Raw genomic sequence first — 16,764 nt, forward strand, 5'->3', positions numbered from 1 at the left:
GAAACCCCGGCCGGCATCACGCCGCCCGCTTTTCGGCCGGTGCAATCACCCTGCGTCGTCGCATGGCCGAAAGCAGCAGCGCTTCAAGCTCGCCGAGGCCCGAATAAAGGAAGATCGCAAGCAGGGTCATGACGCCGCCGGCGATGATGCCGAACGCGGTGGAAAGCCCGAGAAGCGTGATCACGTTGACCATGAGCGCGAAGAACAGCGCGCCGAACAAGGCGCCGACAAACGAGCCGCGACCGCCCGAAAGCGCCGCACCGCCAAGAACCGCGGCCGCGATCGAGGTCAGCGCGTAATTGGCGCCGACGGTCGGCGCGCCAACGCCGACTTCCGAACCGAGGAAGAAGCCAGCGACCGTCGCCATCAGCGCGGCGAACACATAGGCGCGGACATGCACCAGGTTGACGCGCACGCCGTTGCGCTGGGCCGCGACCTCGCGGAACCCGACAGCTTTGGCCTCAAGGCCGGAACGGGTCCGGTGCAGCCAGAAATCGAGCGCTATGGCAACGGCGACGAGCACGAAGATCGAGGCCGGCAGGAAACCAATCCGTTCCTTCATCAGTCCGGTGAATTCCTGCGAGATCATGCCGCCTGGAATCGGCCGCGCCAAGAGCGCCGCGCCCTGAAGAACGGACAGCATGGCGATGGTGGTGATCACCGCGTTGATATTAGCAAAGCGGATCAGGGAGCCGTTGATGAGACCCACGAGCAGACCGATGCCGAGGCAAGCGAGAACGCCGAGGATTTGCATCGGGATCGGCATCTGGAAGGCGATCATATAGGAGGCGGCGACCACGGTGAGGCTCATCATCGAGCCGACCGAAACGTCGAGCCCCCTGACGAGCAGTACATGGAGCTGCGCCATCGCCGCGAGCGCTGCGGGCGCGGTTGCGAGCAGGATGTAGCGGATGTTGACTGTGCGCAGGAACACCTTGCTCTCGATTGCTGCATAGCCGCCGACAATCAGCGTCAGCAATGCTAGGAAGACCAGCGGCACCCACCAGATGTTCGAGCCCGAGATCAGCGTGCGAAGCGCCTGCGACAGCGCGCCGGGGGCCTCCTCGCTCGCCTGCTTGGCATCGCGGGCGCGCAGGAAGCCGGAGACGATGTTTTCCTCGGTCACCTCCTTGCCGGTGAGCTCGGCGACAATGCGCCCGCGCGAAAACACCAGCACACGGTCGCAGATGCCGGCAAGCTCCTGGGCATCGGAGGAGTTGATCACCAGCGTGCCGCTTTCGCCGAGATTGGCGCGGATCGCCTGATAGATATCGTGGCGGGCCCCGGCGTCGACACCTTGCGTTGGTTCGTCAATCAGCACGGCGTCGGCCTCGGCGCGGAAGGAGCGCGCCAGCACCGCCTTTTGCTGATTGCCGCCGGAAAGCCCGCTGACGGGCGTTTCCAGCGTGGCGGCGACGACGCCGAACTCGTCGCGCATCTCCTCGGCGCGGCGCTGCTCGTCGCGCGATGAGACCAGACCGCGCCGGACGAAATCGCGAAGCCGCGGCAGGGTCATGTTCTTGCGCACGCCGAGGTCGGGGAAGATCGATTCGCCTGCGCGATCGGCAGAAAGGCAGAGCACGCCGGAGCGCAATGCGTGGCGCGGCTCGGTCACGTCCACGGTGCGGCCCAGGCAGGTTACAGTCCCGGCATGGCTCGGGTGAAGACCGGCAATGGCCCGCAGCGCCTCGCGCTGGCCGTTGCCCTCGGCGCCGGCAAAGCCGACGATCTCGCCGCGATGGGCGACGAAGGAAATATCGTCGAAGCCATGACCGCTCAGACCATCCACGATCAATACCGGATCATGCACGATTGTACCGGGTTTTGCCGGATATTCGCTTTCGACATCGCGGCCGATCATCCGCGAAACCAGTTCGTGCTCAGAGGTCTCGCTGGTGACCTCGAACGTCCCTTCGTGAACGCCGTCTCTCAAAATAGTGACGCGGTCGGCGAGATCGAGGATTTCCGGCAGGCGGTGGCTGACATAGACGATGCCGGTCCCTTCCGCCGCGAGTTCGCGCACGATCCGGCTGAGATGGGCCACGCCATCATGATCGAGCGTCGAGGTCGGCTCGTCCAGCAACAGAACGCGCGGGCGCGACAGCAGCCCCTTGACGATCTCGACGAACTGGCGATGGGCGGGCGTGAGATCGCCGACAAGGCTTTTGGGCGATATGCCGAGGCCGAAGGGCGCAAGCTTTTCCTCCGCCCAGGCGATCATGCCGCGATAGGGTACCTCGCCGGGGGCGGTGGCGAGATAGAGGTTCTGTGCGACCGTCATTTCGCGCACGAGACTGTCATCCTGATAGACAGTCGCAAGGCCGTATGACAGCGCCTGCCGCGGATCGGCGCGCTCCAGCATCCGCCCCGCGATCTCGACCGTGCCGCCATTGGGTGCGATCGCCCCGGAGGCGATCTTCATCAGGGTGGATTTGCCCGAGCCGTTTTCGCCGAGAATGGCGTGAACCTCGCCCGCGCGGCAATCAAAGCTGAAACCATCCAGCGCCTTCACGCCCGGATAGGTTTTGGAGACGTCGCGCATCGACAGGACGATTTCGGACATGGGTTACCCTCCCCTCATGAACAGTGCGCATGGCGGACGGAAACCGCCCGCCATGCAGTATCCAAAGATCAGTTGAACATGGCCCGGAGCGTATCGGGATCGACCATGGTCGAAACCGAAACCTCATCGGGCAGGCTCGGGTCGCACTGGTCGGCCGAGGCCTGCTTCATGGAGAACGGCACGTCGAGATTGGCCGGGATCTCCTCGCCGGCAAGCGACATCATCGCCGCCGTCAGGGCCAGGCGCGCCTGGTAGTTCTGGCCGGAGGAATAGAAGATCTTGAAGTTCGGGTTTTCGGCCGCCTTCATGTCGCAGAACAGGCCCTGTTCGTCGGTGCGCAGCGCCACCACGATGTCGAGGGGCTTGCCCGCCGACTGGTAGGCGCGCACGCCGCCCCGGAAGCCGTCGGCATAGTCGTAGATATAGCCATCGATGTCATCGAAACGTGACAGGATCGCGGAAACGGCCGAGAACGTGCCCTCCTGGGTCCAGTTGGTATCTTCGGTGGCCACGATCTCGAGACCGCCGATCGATGCCGCCTCTTCCTTGGCGCAGGCCTGCCAGGTGGACGACAGCGGATTGCCGGGCGTGCCGCCGAGCGCCGCGATATTGGCGGCATCCGGGTTGCCGGTGCGGATCGCCTTGACGAATTCCTTGCCGAGATCGCAGATGTTTTCGGAAATATTGGTGACGTAATCCTCGCCCGGCGTGCCGGCGACCGTGCCGTTATGCAGCACGACGGTGATGCCGGATTCGGTCGCCTCCCGGATCGAGGGGGCGAGCGCCTCGCCATGGTCGGCGAAGGTGACGATCACATCGACGCCCTGCGCGATATAGGCGCGGAAATCGGATAGTGCCTTGGCGGCGTCGCCGCGCGCCGAGGTGTAGGAAATGTGGCCGATCTCCGGATAGGTCAGCGCCTGCATGATGAATTCCATCTTGGTGACTTCGCGCCAGACGTTTTCACCGAAGCCGTCGGCATAGGCGACCGTCAGCTCCCCGCCGGTGCCGGTGTCGCACTGGTTGTTCTTCCAGCATTCAATGGCCTTGGCGCGCATCTCGTCGCTCACCGGAAGCGCGGCCCTGTCGAAGGTCTCGACAAAGACCGGGCCGACATCGGTGGTGCCGAGACGCGATTGCAGAAGCTCATCGGCCGACTGGGCGTATGCCGCCGCCGGCAGGCCGAGGGCGAGCATCGCGAGCGCTGTCGCGCGGACAGGCCTCTTCAGGCCGTTCAAATAGGTCATGGCAGTTCCTCTCCCTGGTTTTGAGGCCGGTCCATTCCGGCCGGCCGGATCGCCGCCCGCATTGCCTCCATGGCGTGGTCGGGCCGGCGGTCGCGCGGCCATCCTCCTCGAATGGCCGCCGTCAATCATGCATACTATATTACGGTATTACAGTCATACGTCAATATGATTTAAACCCTCCCGCCGATCGCGTCCCCTGAATGTGCCAACGCCGCCGGCATTGCGGCGGCGCAAGATTCCCATTCCGGAAATTTTTGCCGCGTCCGGCTACTGCGCCAGATAGCCGCCATCGATGACAAGTTCGGCGCCGGTGACGAAACTGGCCTCATCAGAGGCGAGGAAAAGGCAGCCATTTGCGATCTCGCGCGGAGTCCCGGCACGGCCCATCGGCGTCATGCCGATGACGAATTTGTTGATTTCAGGATCCTGCGCCTGGGTCAGCGGCGTATCGATGAAGCCCGGATGCACCGAATTCACACGGATGCCGTCGCCGACATGGGTAATCGCCGCGTTCTTGGTCATCATCACAACCGCGCCCTTTGAAGCGTGATAGGCGTGCGCGCCGGGCACCGCGCCCTTGCCCCAGATCGACGATATATTGATGATCGATCCGGATTTCCTGCCCTGCATGTGCGGTATCACCGCGCGCATGCCGAAGAACACGCCGTCCTGGTTGACGCCCAGAACCTTGCGCCAGTTCTCGGTGGAACCATCCGCCACGCCATCATAGACGGCGATGCCGGCATTGTTGACAAGGCAGTCGATCCGGCCCTGCTCGGTAATAATCCGTTCGATGGCCTTGGCCCAGTCATCCTCGTTTGCGACGTCGAGCTTCAGCCCGGTCACCCCCTCGGGATAAATCCCCGTCGGATTACTGCTGCTGCCGGCATAGACGATCGCGCCCTCCTCGCAGAAACGCTCGACCACGCCGAGACCGATCCCGCGCGACGCACCGGTTACCAGCGCCACTTTTCCTTCAAGCCGCATATTTTCTCCTCCCGATAATCTTCAAGCGCCTCCGCGCCATATTCGTGTAATACCGTATTATGATACGATGCGATAGTCCCGATCCGGAAGAGTTCAGCGCAAGTTTTGCCGCGCCCGCGATGAAATTTTTCCAGATTGGTCGAAACTGCTCGCCCAAGGACGAAGCCGTGGCCGTAGTTTCCGAGAAAACGCATTTCAGGGAGGACGGGCATGTCTGCCACAAACGTTGTCGGATGGATCGGCGTCGGAAAAATGGGCGCGCCGATGGCGGGCCATCTTCTGAAGGGCGGCATCGACGTGACCGTTTTCGATTCCCGGCCGGAAAACAGCGCAGCCATGGAAGAGCGGGGCGCGCGGGCGGCCGAGAGCATCGCGGCCGTTGGCGACGCCTGCAATGTGATTTTCACCTCGATCCCCGATGACCCGGCGCTTGCAAGCGTGGTCACGACACTTGCGCCGGCCATGCGGAAAAACGCGATCCTGATCGACACCAGCACGGTGAGCCCGCAAGCTTCGTCGGCAGCCGCGCGCCTGCTTGCCGACCACGGCATTCGCTATCTGCGCGCGCCGGTTTCCGGCAGCACCACGATCGCGGCCGCCGCTAACCTCACCGTGCTCGCCTCGGGCGACGAAAGCGCCTGGACAGAGGTCGAGCCGCTGGTGAGGCTGTTTTCGAGCGAACGCTTCTATCTCGGACCCGCCGATGAGGCCCGGTTCATGAAGCTGGTGCTGAACACGCTTGTCGGCGCATCTGCCTCCGTTCTCGGCGAGGCCATCCTGCTTGGCGAACATGGCGGCCTCGACCGCGCGCAGATGATGGACGTCATCCTCAAAAGCGCGGTAAGCTCGCCCCTGCTCGGCTACAAGCGCGAAACCGTCGTGGTCGATGCGTCGGAGCCTGCCTTCCGGCTCGACCAGATGGTGAAGGATTTTTCGCTGATCCTTGCTGCGGCGAAAGGTGAGCATATAGATATGGATGTGAGCGCCCTGATCCTGAAGCAATACCAGGCTGCCGCCGAGGACGGCATGGAGGGGCGTGACTTCTTTGCGCTGGTGGACTGGATCAGGGACCACGCGCCGCGCGGCGGTTAGAGCGCCGGCGCATGGGAGGGTCCTTGGGAGGGGGCCGCCGATGACCGAATATGAGATGCTGCGCATCATCGATTTCCTGAACGACCTCAACGGGCCGTTCAGCGCGGTCGTGGCCGAAAGCCGGGGCGATCCGGTGTTCGCGCTGACCCTGTCGCTGATGCAGGCCCACCTGACAGGCCGCGACATCACCAAGAGCGCGCTCGCCGAAAGCGGCGGCGTGCCCTTCGTCACCGCCATGCGCCACGTCAGCCAGATGATCGAAGACGGCAATATCGTGCTCGATCCGCGCACCGCCACCGGCCGCAGCTTCTATGTCCGCCCGAGCGAGAAGCTGCAGGAACGGTTCATGGCCTATTGCCGCAGCGTCAAGGCCGTAATCGGCCGCACCTTCGGCACCATCAATTCCGACGAGGATGTCGACGGCTTCTATTTCGGCGGCTCCAATTTTTCCCGCGTCGTGATCCCGCCGCCGCGCCTGCAGAGCCACCACGTTTCCGGCGGCAAGGAACTGCGCTTCCTGTTCCGCAAGGACAATTACTTCGAGGCGCTGCGCAACACCTGGGCCGATCTCAGGGCCAATATCGGCTCGATCCAGAATGTCGATCTCCTGCCGCTGCCGCAGCTCTACGACCGGATCATCGAGAACGGCCAGCGCAAGAACTCCGAATTCGACGTCATCTGCGTCAACAAGCCCTGGGTCGGCGATCTGGTCGATCGCGGTCTGGTGCGCCCGCTTGACGAACTGATTGCCGGAAGCCGAATCCAGCCGCTCGATTTCTCGCCGATGGTGTGGGATTCCGGCGCCTGGCAGGGCACGCAATACGGCGTGCCGATCTACACAACAGTGGAGCTGTTTCTCGCCCGGCAGGACATTTTCGAACGCGCCGGCCATCCCTATCCGCGCACCTTCGATCAGGTGATCGATGCCGCCCGCGCCCTGCAGCGGCCCTCCGAAGGCGTTTACGGCGTTGCGTGGAACGCGGCAGAGGGCATGCCGATCGCCAGCACTTTCATGGTGCTGCTCGGCTCCTGCAACGCCGCCTGCCTCAACCTGCCGCGCCGGCGCATCCACATGCCGATGCATGATCTCGTCTCCGACAAGCTGCGCGGTCAGGTGCTGACAGACCAGGCCTTCGAGGTGCTGGATTACATGCACCGCCTCGTAGACGTATCGGAACCGAACATTCTGACGATGGACTGGGACCGCCGGGTCGAGGCGCTGCTGACCGGCAAGGCGGTGATGGGCTATTGCTGGTCGATGCATGCGGCGCTGATGGAGTATCACGTCAAATCCGTGGTCTCGCGCCGGATGCGCTACCTGGAACAGCCCAAGGGCAAGGCCGGCATGCATGCCAATCCGGTCGGCGGCTTCCACCTGATGATCCCGACCAATCTCGACGAGGACCGGGTCGCGCTTGCCTTCGACGCGATCAGTTGGATGTGCTCGCCGGAGGTGATGAAGGAACACGTCTCGGAAGGGTTTCCGGTCGCGCCCCGCTTCTCGGTTGCCGCCGACCCCGAGGCGGCCGCGAGTTCGCCCGTGATGGGCGTGGTCGCAAGGCTTCTGAAATCCAACTCGGTGTGCACCTGGTCGCGTCCCGCCGTACCGGAATATCACGGGATCGAGGCCGTTCTCGGCCGCGAAATCCACGCCGCGCTGCGCGGCGACATTACAGATCGAGAGGCGCTGGAACGCGCCCAGCGCGCCATCGACGGCTTGCTCTCGGCCCGCCAGACGGCCGCCGAGCGCTACGCCTGATCGTTTCCGCATCCGAAGGATGACCGCCGCTATCCGGCCAGCATCTTCGCCAGCATGAAGCCGGAGCCGGCGCCGGTTCCCGCACCAGGCCATGTCGCCGCGCCGCACATGTAGAGCGCGGGCACCGGCGTCTTGTAGCGCGAGTATCCGGCGAGCGGACGGAACAGGAAATTCTGGTCGAGATGGTGCGAGCCGGACAGGCTGTCGCCGCCGATCAGGTTCGGGTTTTCACGCTCCAGGTCAAGCGGCGAGAAGACGGCGCTTGCGCGGATCTTCGCCCGCGTTCCCGGCGCATGGGTCTCGATGATATCAAGCACCCGCTCGGCATAGGCATGTTTGACCTGGTCCCAGTCGGTCTCGGTGATTTCGCCCGCCGCATCGCCCTTGATCTCAGCCGGCAGCACCCGCACCTGCACCCACAGCACATGCTTACCCTTTGGCGCGCGCGAGGGATCGACCGCCGAGGGCTGGCCGACCACGAGCGCCGGTTCGGCGGGCAACAGCCCGTCCATCGCCTCGGCATAAAGCCGCGACATCATCCGCATGTCGGGCGCGATGTGGATATAGGCGTAGTCGCCGAGTTCGGCCCCTGCGGACCATGCCGGCAAATCGTCCATCGCCAGATGAATCATCATCGTGCCGGGGCCCGCGTGGAATTTGTCGAACGTGTCGCCAAGATCACCGAGCGGGCTGTTTTTCGGCACGAGGTCGCTAAACAGCAGCTTTGGGTGGACATTGGAAATCACGGCCTTGCGGGCGGAAATCGTCCGACCGTTGGCGAGCGACACGCCCGTCGCCTTGCCCGCGTCATCGAGTTCCACGCCCACGACCCGCTCGCCGAGCAGGATATCGCTTCCGGCATCCTCCACCACCCGCGACATCGCGCGGATGATCGTGTCGGCGCCGCCCTTGCCGATCACCATGCCGAACGCCTGGTTGGCCATCGATTCCAGATAGGGAAACAGCGCGCCGCCGGCGACATCCGGCGCGAAATCGAGATGCAGGCCCCAGGTCGCCATCATCACCTTGAGCTTTTCGTTCTCGAAATGCCGGTCGAGGAAATCGCGCGGGGTGGCCAGCAGCAGCCGCGCCAGCCGGTAAAGCCCTGCAGTACCGAGCGCCCGCCAGGCCTTCCACACCGCCTTTGCCGTCTGGAAGGAAGGGATCGGCGCGCCCATCAACGCGAAGATATGGGGCGCGTCGCGGGAAAACTCGGCAAGCATCCGCTCCCAGGCTTCGGCATCCTTTTGCGACAGCGCCGCAATGCCCGCCTTGGTCGCGGCGACATCCGTGCCGACGCTAAGCGCGGTCGCGTCGCGGAAAACGCTGGCGAAACAATAGGGGGCCGGCACCAATTCCAGCCCCGCCGCCGAAAGCGTTTCGCGATGGGCAGCGAAGAAGGCGGAGCCGGCGAACATCGAAAGGTTCATCGCGCCGAAATCATGCCGGAATCCCGGCTCGGTCAGTTCTCGGGTCTTCACCGCGCCGCCGGCCGCCTCGGCCGCTTCGACCACACAGACCTTCCAGCCCTTCGCCGTCAGATGGACGGCCGCCGCAAGGCCGTTATGGCCCGCCCCAATGATCACCGCATCATAATCCGTCGTCGTCGCCATCCGCGTTCCCCGAACCAATATACCTATATGCATACATAATTCATGCTTGGCAGAAGAGCATTTTTTCGGGTTCGAGCGCAATAGTCAGTGTCAATATTGCCGATCTGCCAATGATTTCAGCATTTGCCTCCGATTGCGACAGGCCGCACCGCGCGCCCGCAAGAAATGCATCCGCGTCACCATGATCCTTGCATTATCATATTTTCTTTCATAGGCTCTCCGGCAACGTCCGCTACAAGACCGGTCGATCAAGACCGCGCGAAGCGCCGGCACCGGTTCCGGGCGACAAAGGGGAAGATTATCATGAATGACATGTCCGTGCTTGGAAGCCTCGCCTCCGCCCTGCTGTCGGGGTCGGTCAAGGTTGTCGACATCACCGCGCCGCTCGGCCCGGAAACGCCCGTCCTGTACCTCCCGCCGGAATTCGGCCAGAACACGCCGAATGTGAAGGTGCACAAGATTTCCCAGTATGACGAGAACGGCCCGTTCTGGGCATGGAACTGGATCGAACTCGGCGAGCATACCGGCACCCATTTCGATGCGCCCTGTCACTGGATCACCGGCAAGGACAATCCGGAAAACACCACCGACACGATCAAGCCGCAGAATTTCGTGGCCCCCGTCAACGTCATCGACCGTTCGAAGGAAGCCGAGGCCGACCACGACTATCTCCTGACCGTCGACAGCATCAAGGAATGGGAAGCCGAGCACGGCGAGATCGAGGCCGGGAGCTGGGTGGTGATGCGCACCGACTGGTACAAGCGCAACGGCTCCACCGAGACCTTCCTCAACGCCGATGAGAACGGCCCGCATTCCCCCGGCCCGACGGCTGAGGCGATCGAGTATCTGCTTTCGAAGGGCATTATCGGCTGGGGTCAGGAAACCGTCGGCACCGATGCCGGTTCCGCCGGCGGCATGGAACCGCCCTTCCCGGCGCACAACCTGATGCACAAGCACAACAAATACGGCCTCGCCAGCCTCTCCAACCTCGACCAGCTTCCGGCCAAGGGCGCGATCCTGATCGCCGCTCCGCTGAAGTTCGTCAAGGGCACCGGCTCGCCGGTGCGGGCGCTGGCGCTGATCGCCTGAGGCGCGCTGACGCTCTGATATAAAGCCCCGATGCGAAAATGTTTTGCCGCGTCGGGGCGCTTATCGGGTTTTTGGAACGGGGGATCACATTGGCGGATTTCGATCACATCATCATCGGCAGCGGCATCAATGCGCTGGTCGCCGCCTCGCTCCTCGGCAAGGCCGGCAAGCGTGTGCTGGTGCTGGAGCGCAACGAAACCATTGGCGGCTGCCTGATGACGGCCGAGGTGACCGCGCCGGGCTACCTGCATGATGTGATGGCGACCACCATGGTGCTGTTCCTCACCTCGCCGGCCTTTGCGGCCCTTGGCGACGATCTCGCCGCCCGCGGCGCGGAGTTCTGCCACACCGACACGCCGACCGGCGTGTTGCGGCCCGACGGCAGCCACCTGATCTATGCGATGGACCGCGCCCGCAATATCGCCGCGTTCAACGCGAAGGCTGCCGGCGACGGCCAGACCTTCGACGCCGAGATGGCGGCGATGGCGGGCGATGCCGACTTCGTGTTCTCGCTGCTCGGCGGCAATCTCTGGTCCGGCGCGACGGCCAAGAAGATGCTGAAGGAAGCCTGGAAGCGCGGCCCGCGCGGCCTTGCCGCATGGTTCGGCGAGGCTTTGACGCCCGCGCGCGGCTATCTGGAGACAACCTATACCTCGGACGAGGCCAAGGCGCTCTGGGCGCCCTGGGTGCTGCATTGCGGCCTGTCGCCGGAAGCGAGCTATTCGGCCGAGATGCTGAAGGTGATCGGCTTTGCGATCGAGCTTGCCGGCTGCCCGATCGTCAAGGGCGGCGCGGTGAACCTTACGCGCGCCTTCGAGCGCCTGATCCGCGATAATGGCGGCGATGTTCGCACCGGATGCGATGTCGCCGGCATCACGCTTAGCAGGGACGGCAAGGCGAAAGGTGTACGGCTTGCCGACGGAACGGATATCGAGGCCAAGCGCGGCGTCATCGCCTCCGTCACGCCCGACCAGCTTTACAGGCGCCTGCTCGGCGAGACCGGCAAACCCATGCCGGCCGATGTCGAGAAAGGACTGAAATCCTATCGCTACGGCAAGGGCGACATGCAGATCCACTACGCGCTGAAAGCGCCGCCAAAATGGAAGGCGGGCGATGAGCTCGGCAAGGTCGCCCTACTGCACCTGACCGACGGCCTCGACGCCGTATCGCGTTCGGCAAACGAGGCCGAGCGCGGACTGCTGCCGGCCGAGCCCACCGTCTGCGTCGGCCAGCCGACGGCGCTGGACCCGAGTCGCGCACCGGAGGGCGGCGCGATCCTGTGGCTCCAGCTTCCCGATACGCCCCGCCAGATCAAGGGCGATGCGGCGGGCCTCATCGATTGCCCGGAAGACGGGCGCTGGACGGAAGCGCTGCGGGAGGCCTTCGCCGACCGCGTCGAGGCCATGCTTGCCGCCCATATCGAGGGTTTTGCGGACAATGTGATTGCCCGCAGCGTCTCATCGCCGGCCGATCTCGAGACCATGAACATGAACCTCGTGGGCGGCGACCCCTATGGCGGTTTTTGCGGGCTCGACCAGTTTTTCATCTGGCGTCCGTTCAAAACCGCCGCTAACCACAAGACGCACGTGCCCGGCCTTTATCATATCGGCGCCTCGACCCATCCGGGTCCGGGCCTTGGCGGCGGCTCGGGCTTTCTGCTGGCATCCTCGTTGACGTAATGGAGTGGGTTCATGGGTGAGCGTTTCTCAGGCTCGAACGGTGACGGTGAGACGGGCGAGGCCGTCCGCAGCCTCGGCGAAATCGGGCTCAACGCGTTTTCGCCCTATCTGATGAACCGGGTGATGGCGCGCTACAACGCCAATCTCGCCGAGGAACTGAAGCATCTCGGCATGTCCACCGCCAAGGTGCGCACGCTTGCCGTGCTCTCGGTCATTTCGTCTGCCACGATCAACGAGCTGTCGGTTCTCGCCGTGACCGAGCAATCGACGATGAGCCGCACGCTCGATTCGCTGGAGGAGCAGGGCTATATCCGCCGCCAGTCGCGCAACGAGGACATGCGGGTGCGCGATGTCTCGATCACCGAGGAAGGCCGCCTCGCCTTCGACGCCGCCTGGCCGACCATGCACAACTTCCTCAACCAGATGTTCGACGGCATCGACGAAGACGAACAGCGCGCCTTCGTGACCACGCTGCAGAAGATGCTGCGCAATGTGCGGGTGAACGAGATCTGATAGACGCAGGCGAGGCGTGTGTTCTCGCCCGCGGCACAGCCCCCAGAATCTTCTCGCCCCGGAGGGGAGAGATGCCCCGAAAGGGGCAGTGAGGGGCGAGTCTATCCCCGCGAACGCCCTCGCGTTTCGAAATGCTGCATCACCCGCACTCCCCCTTTCGGGGGTATCTCTCCCGCAAGGGGGAGAGAATAGTTGGAGCAAGCTTCAATTCCAGTAGCGATTTAAAGCGTAGCCACCGTCTTCAGCGCGCCATCCAGCGCGATGCCGCTCTCGTCGATCAGGGCGGCCTGGCGTAGGCGGCGGAGCCAGTCGGCGCCGTCCTCGCGCTGTTCAAGAAGCGGCAAGGCGGAGAGAACGCGGTCGAATTTCGACAGGCCGCGGGCATGAGTGTCGGAGTAGCCCTTGACCAGGCGGCGCGTGGCAATCACTTCCGTGGCGAGATCGTAATTGACCGGCAGCACGGAAAGTGCCTGGCGAAGCCAGGCCTCGCGGTGTTCTTCCTCGCGGAAATGACGCAAGCTGCTGCGGCGGATGCGGCGCATGGATGACAGGACATAGAGCGAGGAGAACCAGAACAGCGTCCCGGTCTTCACCCGCCTGCCCTTGTTGACGCGGCGGTCGAGAAAGGCGAACAACTTCGGCCGCGCCTCAATCCAGAGGCCGAGCCCCTTCGGCAGCGTGCCGCAGACCTCTTCCATGCGCGGATGCATATATTCCGTCATGTAGAGGATCTGGCCGTCCTTGACGCCGACCTCGTCATGCACGCGCTTGAAGCGGGTGCCGCGCACTTTCAGGTCGGCGACCCGCACGACATCGTCATAGGCCATGGCGACGGCGACATATTTGGCCGCGGCAACGGTGAAGGCGAAGCCCTTCGCCTCGCCGCCGTTCGCACGATCGGCGGCAAGGAGCGCGGCCATGCGGGTCAGATATTCGTCGGCATAGGCCGGGTCCTGGAAATCGGTGAGCTTTTTGACGCCGGCATAGAGCATGGCATGGGCGACCTCCGGGAACTCGGCGCGGATGCGGTTCACGAGACTGTCGAGCGCGGGATGGCCGGCGGTTTCGGGAAGGGCGTCGAGCCGCTTGGCGGGCGTTGCCGAGACCTTGTCGTTTTCGCCCTTGAGCGCGCGATTGTAAGCCGCATCGAAGGCCTTGAGGCTGGCGGCGACGCCGCGCCCGCCGGCCTTGATGGTTTCCTCATAGGCTTCCTTGGCGAAGGGAAGCGCCTTGGAGGCAGCGAAGGCTCCGAACATGGATGAGGAGATCACGCTGCCGTTCTTCGTCGCCAGCGTATCCATGTCGAAGGCAATGGTCTTGCGGGCGGCGAAATCGGTGGCATCGACCACGGTTTCGGGATTGCCGATGCCGTCGCCCGGCTTTTCCTTTTCGCCGACGGCAAAGGAGCGGTGGGTCGAGGCGATCAGCAGCGTCTTTTCCGGCGTCACCAGGCCGCGCATCACCGAGCGGCCGGCCTCCATCAGTTCGGCCGCAATCACGACATCCACATCGCCCGGCGTCGGCATCAGCGACAGGATCGGCATCGCGCCTTCGCGCGGCTTGATCAGCTCCAGATAGTAGATCGTCGCGCCCGTGCGCTGGGCAACGCCCGGCACGGATGTGGTCTGGGCCACCCAGCCCTGGCTTTCGGCTAGATGCACGATCCAGTTTGCGAGCACGCCCCCGCCCTGCCCGCCCATGGCGAGGATCGCGATCGAAAGCGGCTTGTCGGCGGAAAGCGCCGCAGTGTCGGTCATCATCATGGGTCTACTCGGCAAAAACGATGCGGCGGGACTGGCGTCGGTTCTGCAGCCAGCCGATCACGGCGGTGCGGACGCGATGGACGAAGCGGTCCCAGCCAGTCGGGTTGGAAATGACATCGGCGCGGTAGAACGACGGACAGAGCACCGCCGCCTCCGACACCTCGCCGCAATTGCCGCAGCCGACGCAGGAATTGTCGATCGCCGCAACCGGATCATCCTTCAGTGGATCATCGGTGTGCTTGACCGAGAGCGACGGACAGCCCGACAGGCGGATGCAGGCGTGATCGCCGGTGCAGACATCCTCGTCGACGCCGAAGCGTTCCTTGACCATACGCTTGCCATCCTTCACCGCCTTGGCGAATTGCGGCTTCACGCGACGCTGCTTGTTCAGCATACATTCGGATGAGGCGACGATGATCTTCGGGCCTTCCTCCTTGGTCGTCAGCGCCTCGCGCAGCGTGTCGCGCATCTTTGCGACATCATAGGTGCGGTCGATCTGGCGCACCCATTTGGCGCCGACGCCCTTCACTGCATCGACGATCGAATTGTTGGTCTTGCGGCGGGCATTGTTTGCCCGAGAGGATAGGATGTCCTGCCCGCCGGTGGCCGCCGAATAATAATTGTCCACCACCAGAATGACGCCGTCCTGCTTGTTGAAGACGGCATTGCCGACGGAGGTGGCCAGACCGTTGTGCCAGAACCCGCCATCGCCCATCACCGAAATCGAGCGCTTGTCGGATTCGACGTTAAAGGCGGAGGCAGACGCCGGGCCGAGGCCGTAGCCCATGGTGGTGCCGCCGATATTGAAGGGCGGCAGGATCGAAAAAAGGTGACAGCCGATATCGGCGGAGACGTGATGCTCGCCGAGCTCCTTCTCCACAAGCTTCATCGCCGCGAAGATCGGCCGCTCGGGACAGCCGGTGCAGAAACCCGCCGGACGCGGCGGCACCACCTCGGCCAGCGCCTTGACCTTCGGATCGGCAAGCACGGGTCCGGCATCCGGCACCGGCGGGCGGTTGCCGAGGATCTGAGGCGCATGGGCCTCGAAGAAGGCCGAGAGGCCATTGACCAGAACGGGCGTGCTGTATTCGCCGCCGAGCGGCAGGATATCCTTGCCCGAGACCTTCGTCTGGAGATCGCGGCGGCGCATCAGCGTATGCAGCGCCTGCTCGATATATTCCGGCGCGCCTTCCTCCAGCATGACCACCGCCTTCTTGCCGGCGCAGAAGTCGACGACCTCCTCGTCGATCATCGGATAGGCGACATTCATGCAATAGATCGGCACCCGGGCATTGCCGTAGACATCGGCAAGGCCGAGCTGCTGCAGGGCGCGCATGGCGTTATTGTAAAGCCCGCCCTGCATGATGATGCCGACCTGGCCCTCTTCGGGGCCGAAATATTCGTTGAGCCTGTTTTGCTTCACGAATTCGATCGCGGCCGGCCAGCGCTTCTCAAGCTTTTCCTTCTCATGCTGGAAACTTGCCGGCGGAAGCACGATGCGGCTGACATCGCGCTTGGGATTTTCCAGCGCCTCGCGGAGCGTGAAGGCCGGGCGCTTGTTGTCCTTGGCGGCGAACTGGCCGTGAACATGACAGGAGCGGATGCCGACCTGCAGCATGACCGGCGTGTTGGAAGCTTCCGACAGCTCGAAGCCCTTTTCGACAGCATCGACGATCGAGGGCAGGTTCGGGCGCGGCGTCAAAAGCCACATCTGCGATTTCATCGCGAAGGCGTGGCTGCGCTCCTGCATGATCGAGGAGCCCTCGCCGAAATCCTCGCCGATGATCACCAGCGCGCCGCCGGTGACGCCGCCGGAGGAAAGATTGGAGAGCGCATCGGAGGCGACATTGGTGCCGGCAGTCGATTTCCATGTCACAGCACCACGCACCGGATACATCACCGAGGCCGAGAGCATGGCGGCGGCGGCAGCCTCGGAGGCCGAGGATTCGAAGTGCACGCCGAGATCGGCCATCACGTCCTTGGCGTCTGCCAGCACATCCATCAGATGCGAAATCGGCGAGCCCTGATAGCCCCCGACATAGGACACGCCGGACTGCAGCAGCGCCTTGGTGATGGCGAGAATTCCCTCACCCCGAAAGGTATCGCCCTCGCCCAGTTTAAGGTCCTCGACCTCGCGTGCGAACGACCGTTCTGCCATCTCGAATTCCCCTTTTCCGTTGCCCGGAAATCTGAATTAACATGCATTAGCATATTTTTGGGTTTCTTGAAATGTCAACTGAATTAGCGATTTTACGCGAAATTCGGCCATGCCCGAGAAATCCTTGTGTCAAAAGGCATGCAATTGCATATTTAAGCATCACAGTTGCAAAAATCTGCGCCCAAAACTTTAAACCTCAAATATTTGCCTTGCCGCGCGCCCCGATTTGCCCTTAGAGTTGTGTCAGACAACAAGCATGACCCCGCGGAAACGCATCCGACGGGGGTGGGGAACAACTGGA

The 16,764-nt window shown here is 63.5% G+C and carries 11 protein-coding genes; 5 read left to right on the top strand and 6 right to left on the bottom strand.

Features of this window, described 5'->3' with window-relative positions; translation table 11 throughout:
* Positions 1–16: 16 nt before the first annotated feature.
* The 3 genes from V6767_RS09995 to V6767_RS10005 all read right to left on the bottom strand — a co-directional run bounded on the left by V6767_RS09995 (position 17) and on the right by V6767_RS10005 (position 4,797).
* On the bottom strand, positions 17–2,563 hold the full coding sequence (locus tag V6767_RS09995) for an ATP-binding cassette domain-containing protein (protein ID WP_448473344.1): 2,547 nt from the start codon (positions 2,561–2,563) through the stop codon (positions 17–19).
* A gap of 68 nt (positions 2,564–2,631) precedes the next feature.
* On the bottom strand, positions 2,632–3,810 hold the full coding sequence (locus V6767_RS10000; RefSeq protein ID WP_448473345.1) for a substrate-binding domain-containing protein: 1,179 nt from the start codon (positions 3,808–3,810) through the stop codon (positions 2,632–2,634).
* Positions 3,811–4,077: 267 nt separating this feature from the next.
* Positions 4,078–4,797: an SDR family NAD(P)-dependent oxidoreductase gene (locus tag V6767_RS10005; RefSeq protein ID WP_448473346.1), complete on the bottom strand. Its 720-nt coding sequence runs from the start codon at positions 4,795–4,797 to the stop codon at positions 4,078–4,080.
* 210 nt (positions 4,798–5,007) lie between these two features.
* On the opposite strand from V6767_RS10005, the gene V6767_RS10010 reads away from it, so the two are divergent.
* Complete coding sequence (locus V6767_RS10010) at positions 5,008–5,889, top strand: NAD(P)-dependent oxidoreductase (protein WP_448473347.1); 882 nt, start codon at positions 5,008–5,010, stop codon at positions 5,887–5,889.
* Between the two features lie 40 nt (positions 5,890–5,929).
* Entirely contained in the window at positions 5,930–7,648 is a 1,719-nt protein-coding gene (locus V6767_RS10015) for an extracellular solute-binding protein (RefSeq protein WP_448473348.1), read from the top strand.
* A 29-nt stretch (positions 7,649–7,677) separates the two neighbouring features.
* On the opposite strand, the gene V6767_RS10020 is transcribed toward V6767_RS10015, so the two are convergent.
* Positions 7,678–9,261, bottom strand: coding sequence for a phytoene desaturase family protein (locus tag V6767_RS10020; protein ID WP_448473349.1), 1,584 nt, complete (start codon positions 9,259–9,261; stop codon positions 7,678–7,680).
* A gap of 303 nt (positions 9,262–9,564) precedes the next feature.
* Between V6767_RS10020 and V6767_RS10025 the strand changes: the two genes are divergently transcribed.
* The 3 genes from V6767_RS10025 (at position 9,565) to V6767_RS10035 (ending at position 12,542) form a co-directional block, all read left to right on the top strand.
* A complete protein-coding gene (locus tag V6767_RS10025; protein WP_448473350.1) occupies positions 9,565–10,350 on the top strand; it encodes a cyclase family protein in 786 nt (261 codons plus the stop codon).
* Between the two features lie 89 nt (positions 10,351–10,439).
* Positions 10,440–12,029 carry a phytoene desaturase family protein gene (locus tag V6767_RS10030; RefSeq protein WP_448473351.1) on the top strand — a complete coding sequence of 530 codons (1,590 nt, stop codon included), beginning with the start codon at positions 10,440–10,442 and terminating at the stop codon, positions 12,027–12,029.
* A gap of 12 nt (positions 12,030–12,041) precedes the next feature.
* On the top strand, positions 12,042–12,542 hold the full coding sequence (locus V6767_RS10035) for a MarR family winged helix-turn-helix transcriptional regulator (protein ID WP_448473352.1): 501 nt from the start codon (positions 12,042–12,044) through the stop codon (positions 12,540–12,542).
* Positions 12,543–12,763: 221 nt separating this feature from the next.
* Here the strand turns inward: V6767_RS10035 and V6767_RS10040 are convergent, their stop codons facing one another.
* Entirely contained in the window at positions 12,764–14,305 is a 1,542-nt protein-coding gene (locus V6767_RS10040) for an indolepyruvate oxidoreductase subunit beta family protein (protein WP_448473353.1), read from the bottom strand.
* Positions 14,306–14,309: 4 nt separating this feature from the next.
* On the bottom strand, positions 14,310–16,463 hold the full coding sequence (locus V6767_RS10045) for a thiamine pyrophosphate-dependent enzyme (protein ID WP_448473354.1): 2,154 nt from the start codon (positions 16,461–16,463) through the stop codon (positions 14,310–14,312).
* Between the last annotated feature and the right edge of the window lie 301 nt (positions 16,464–16,764).

This window comes from Martelella sp. FLE1502 (genome assembly GCF_053484255.1).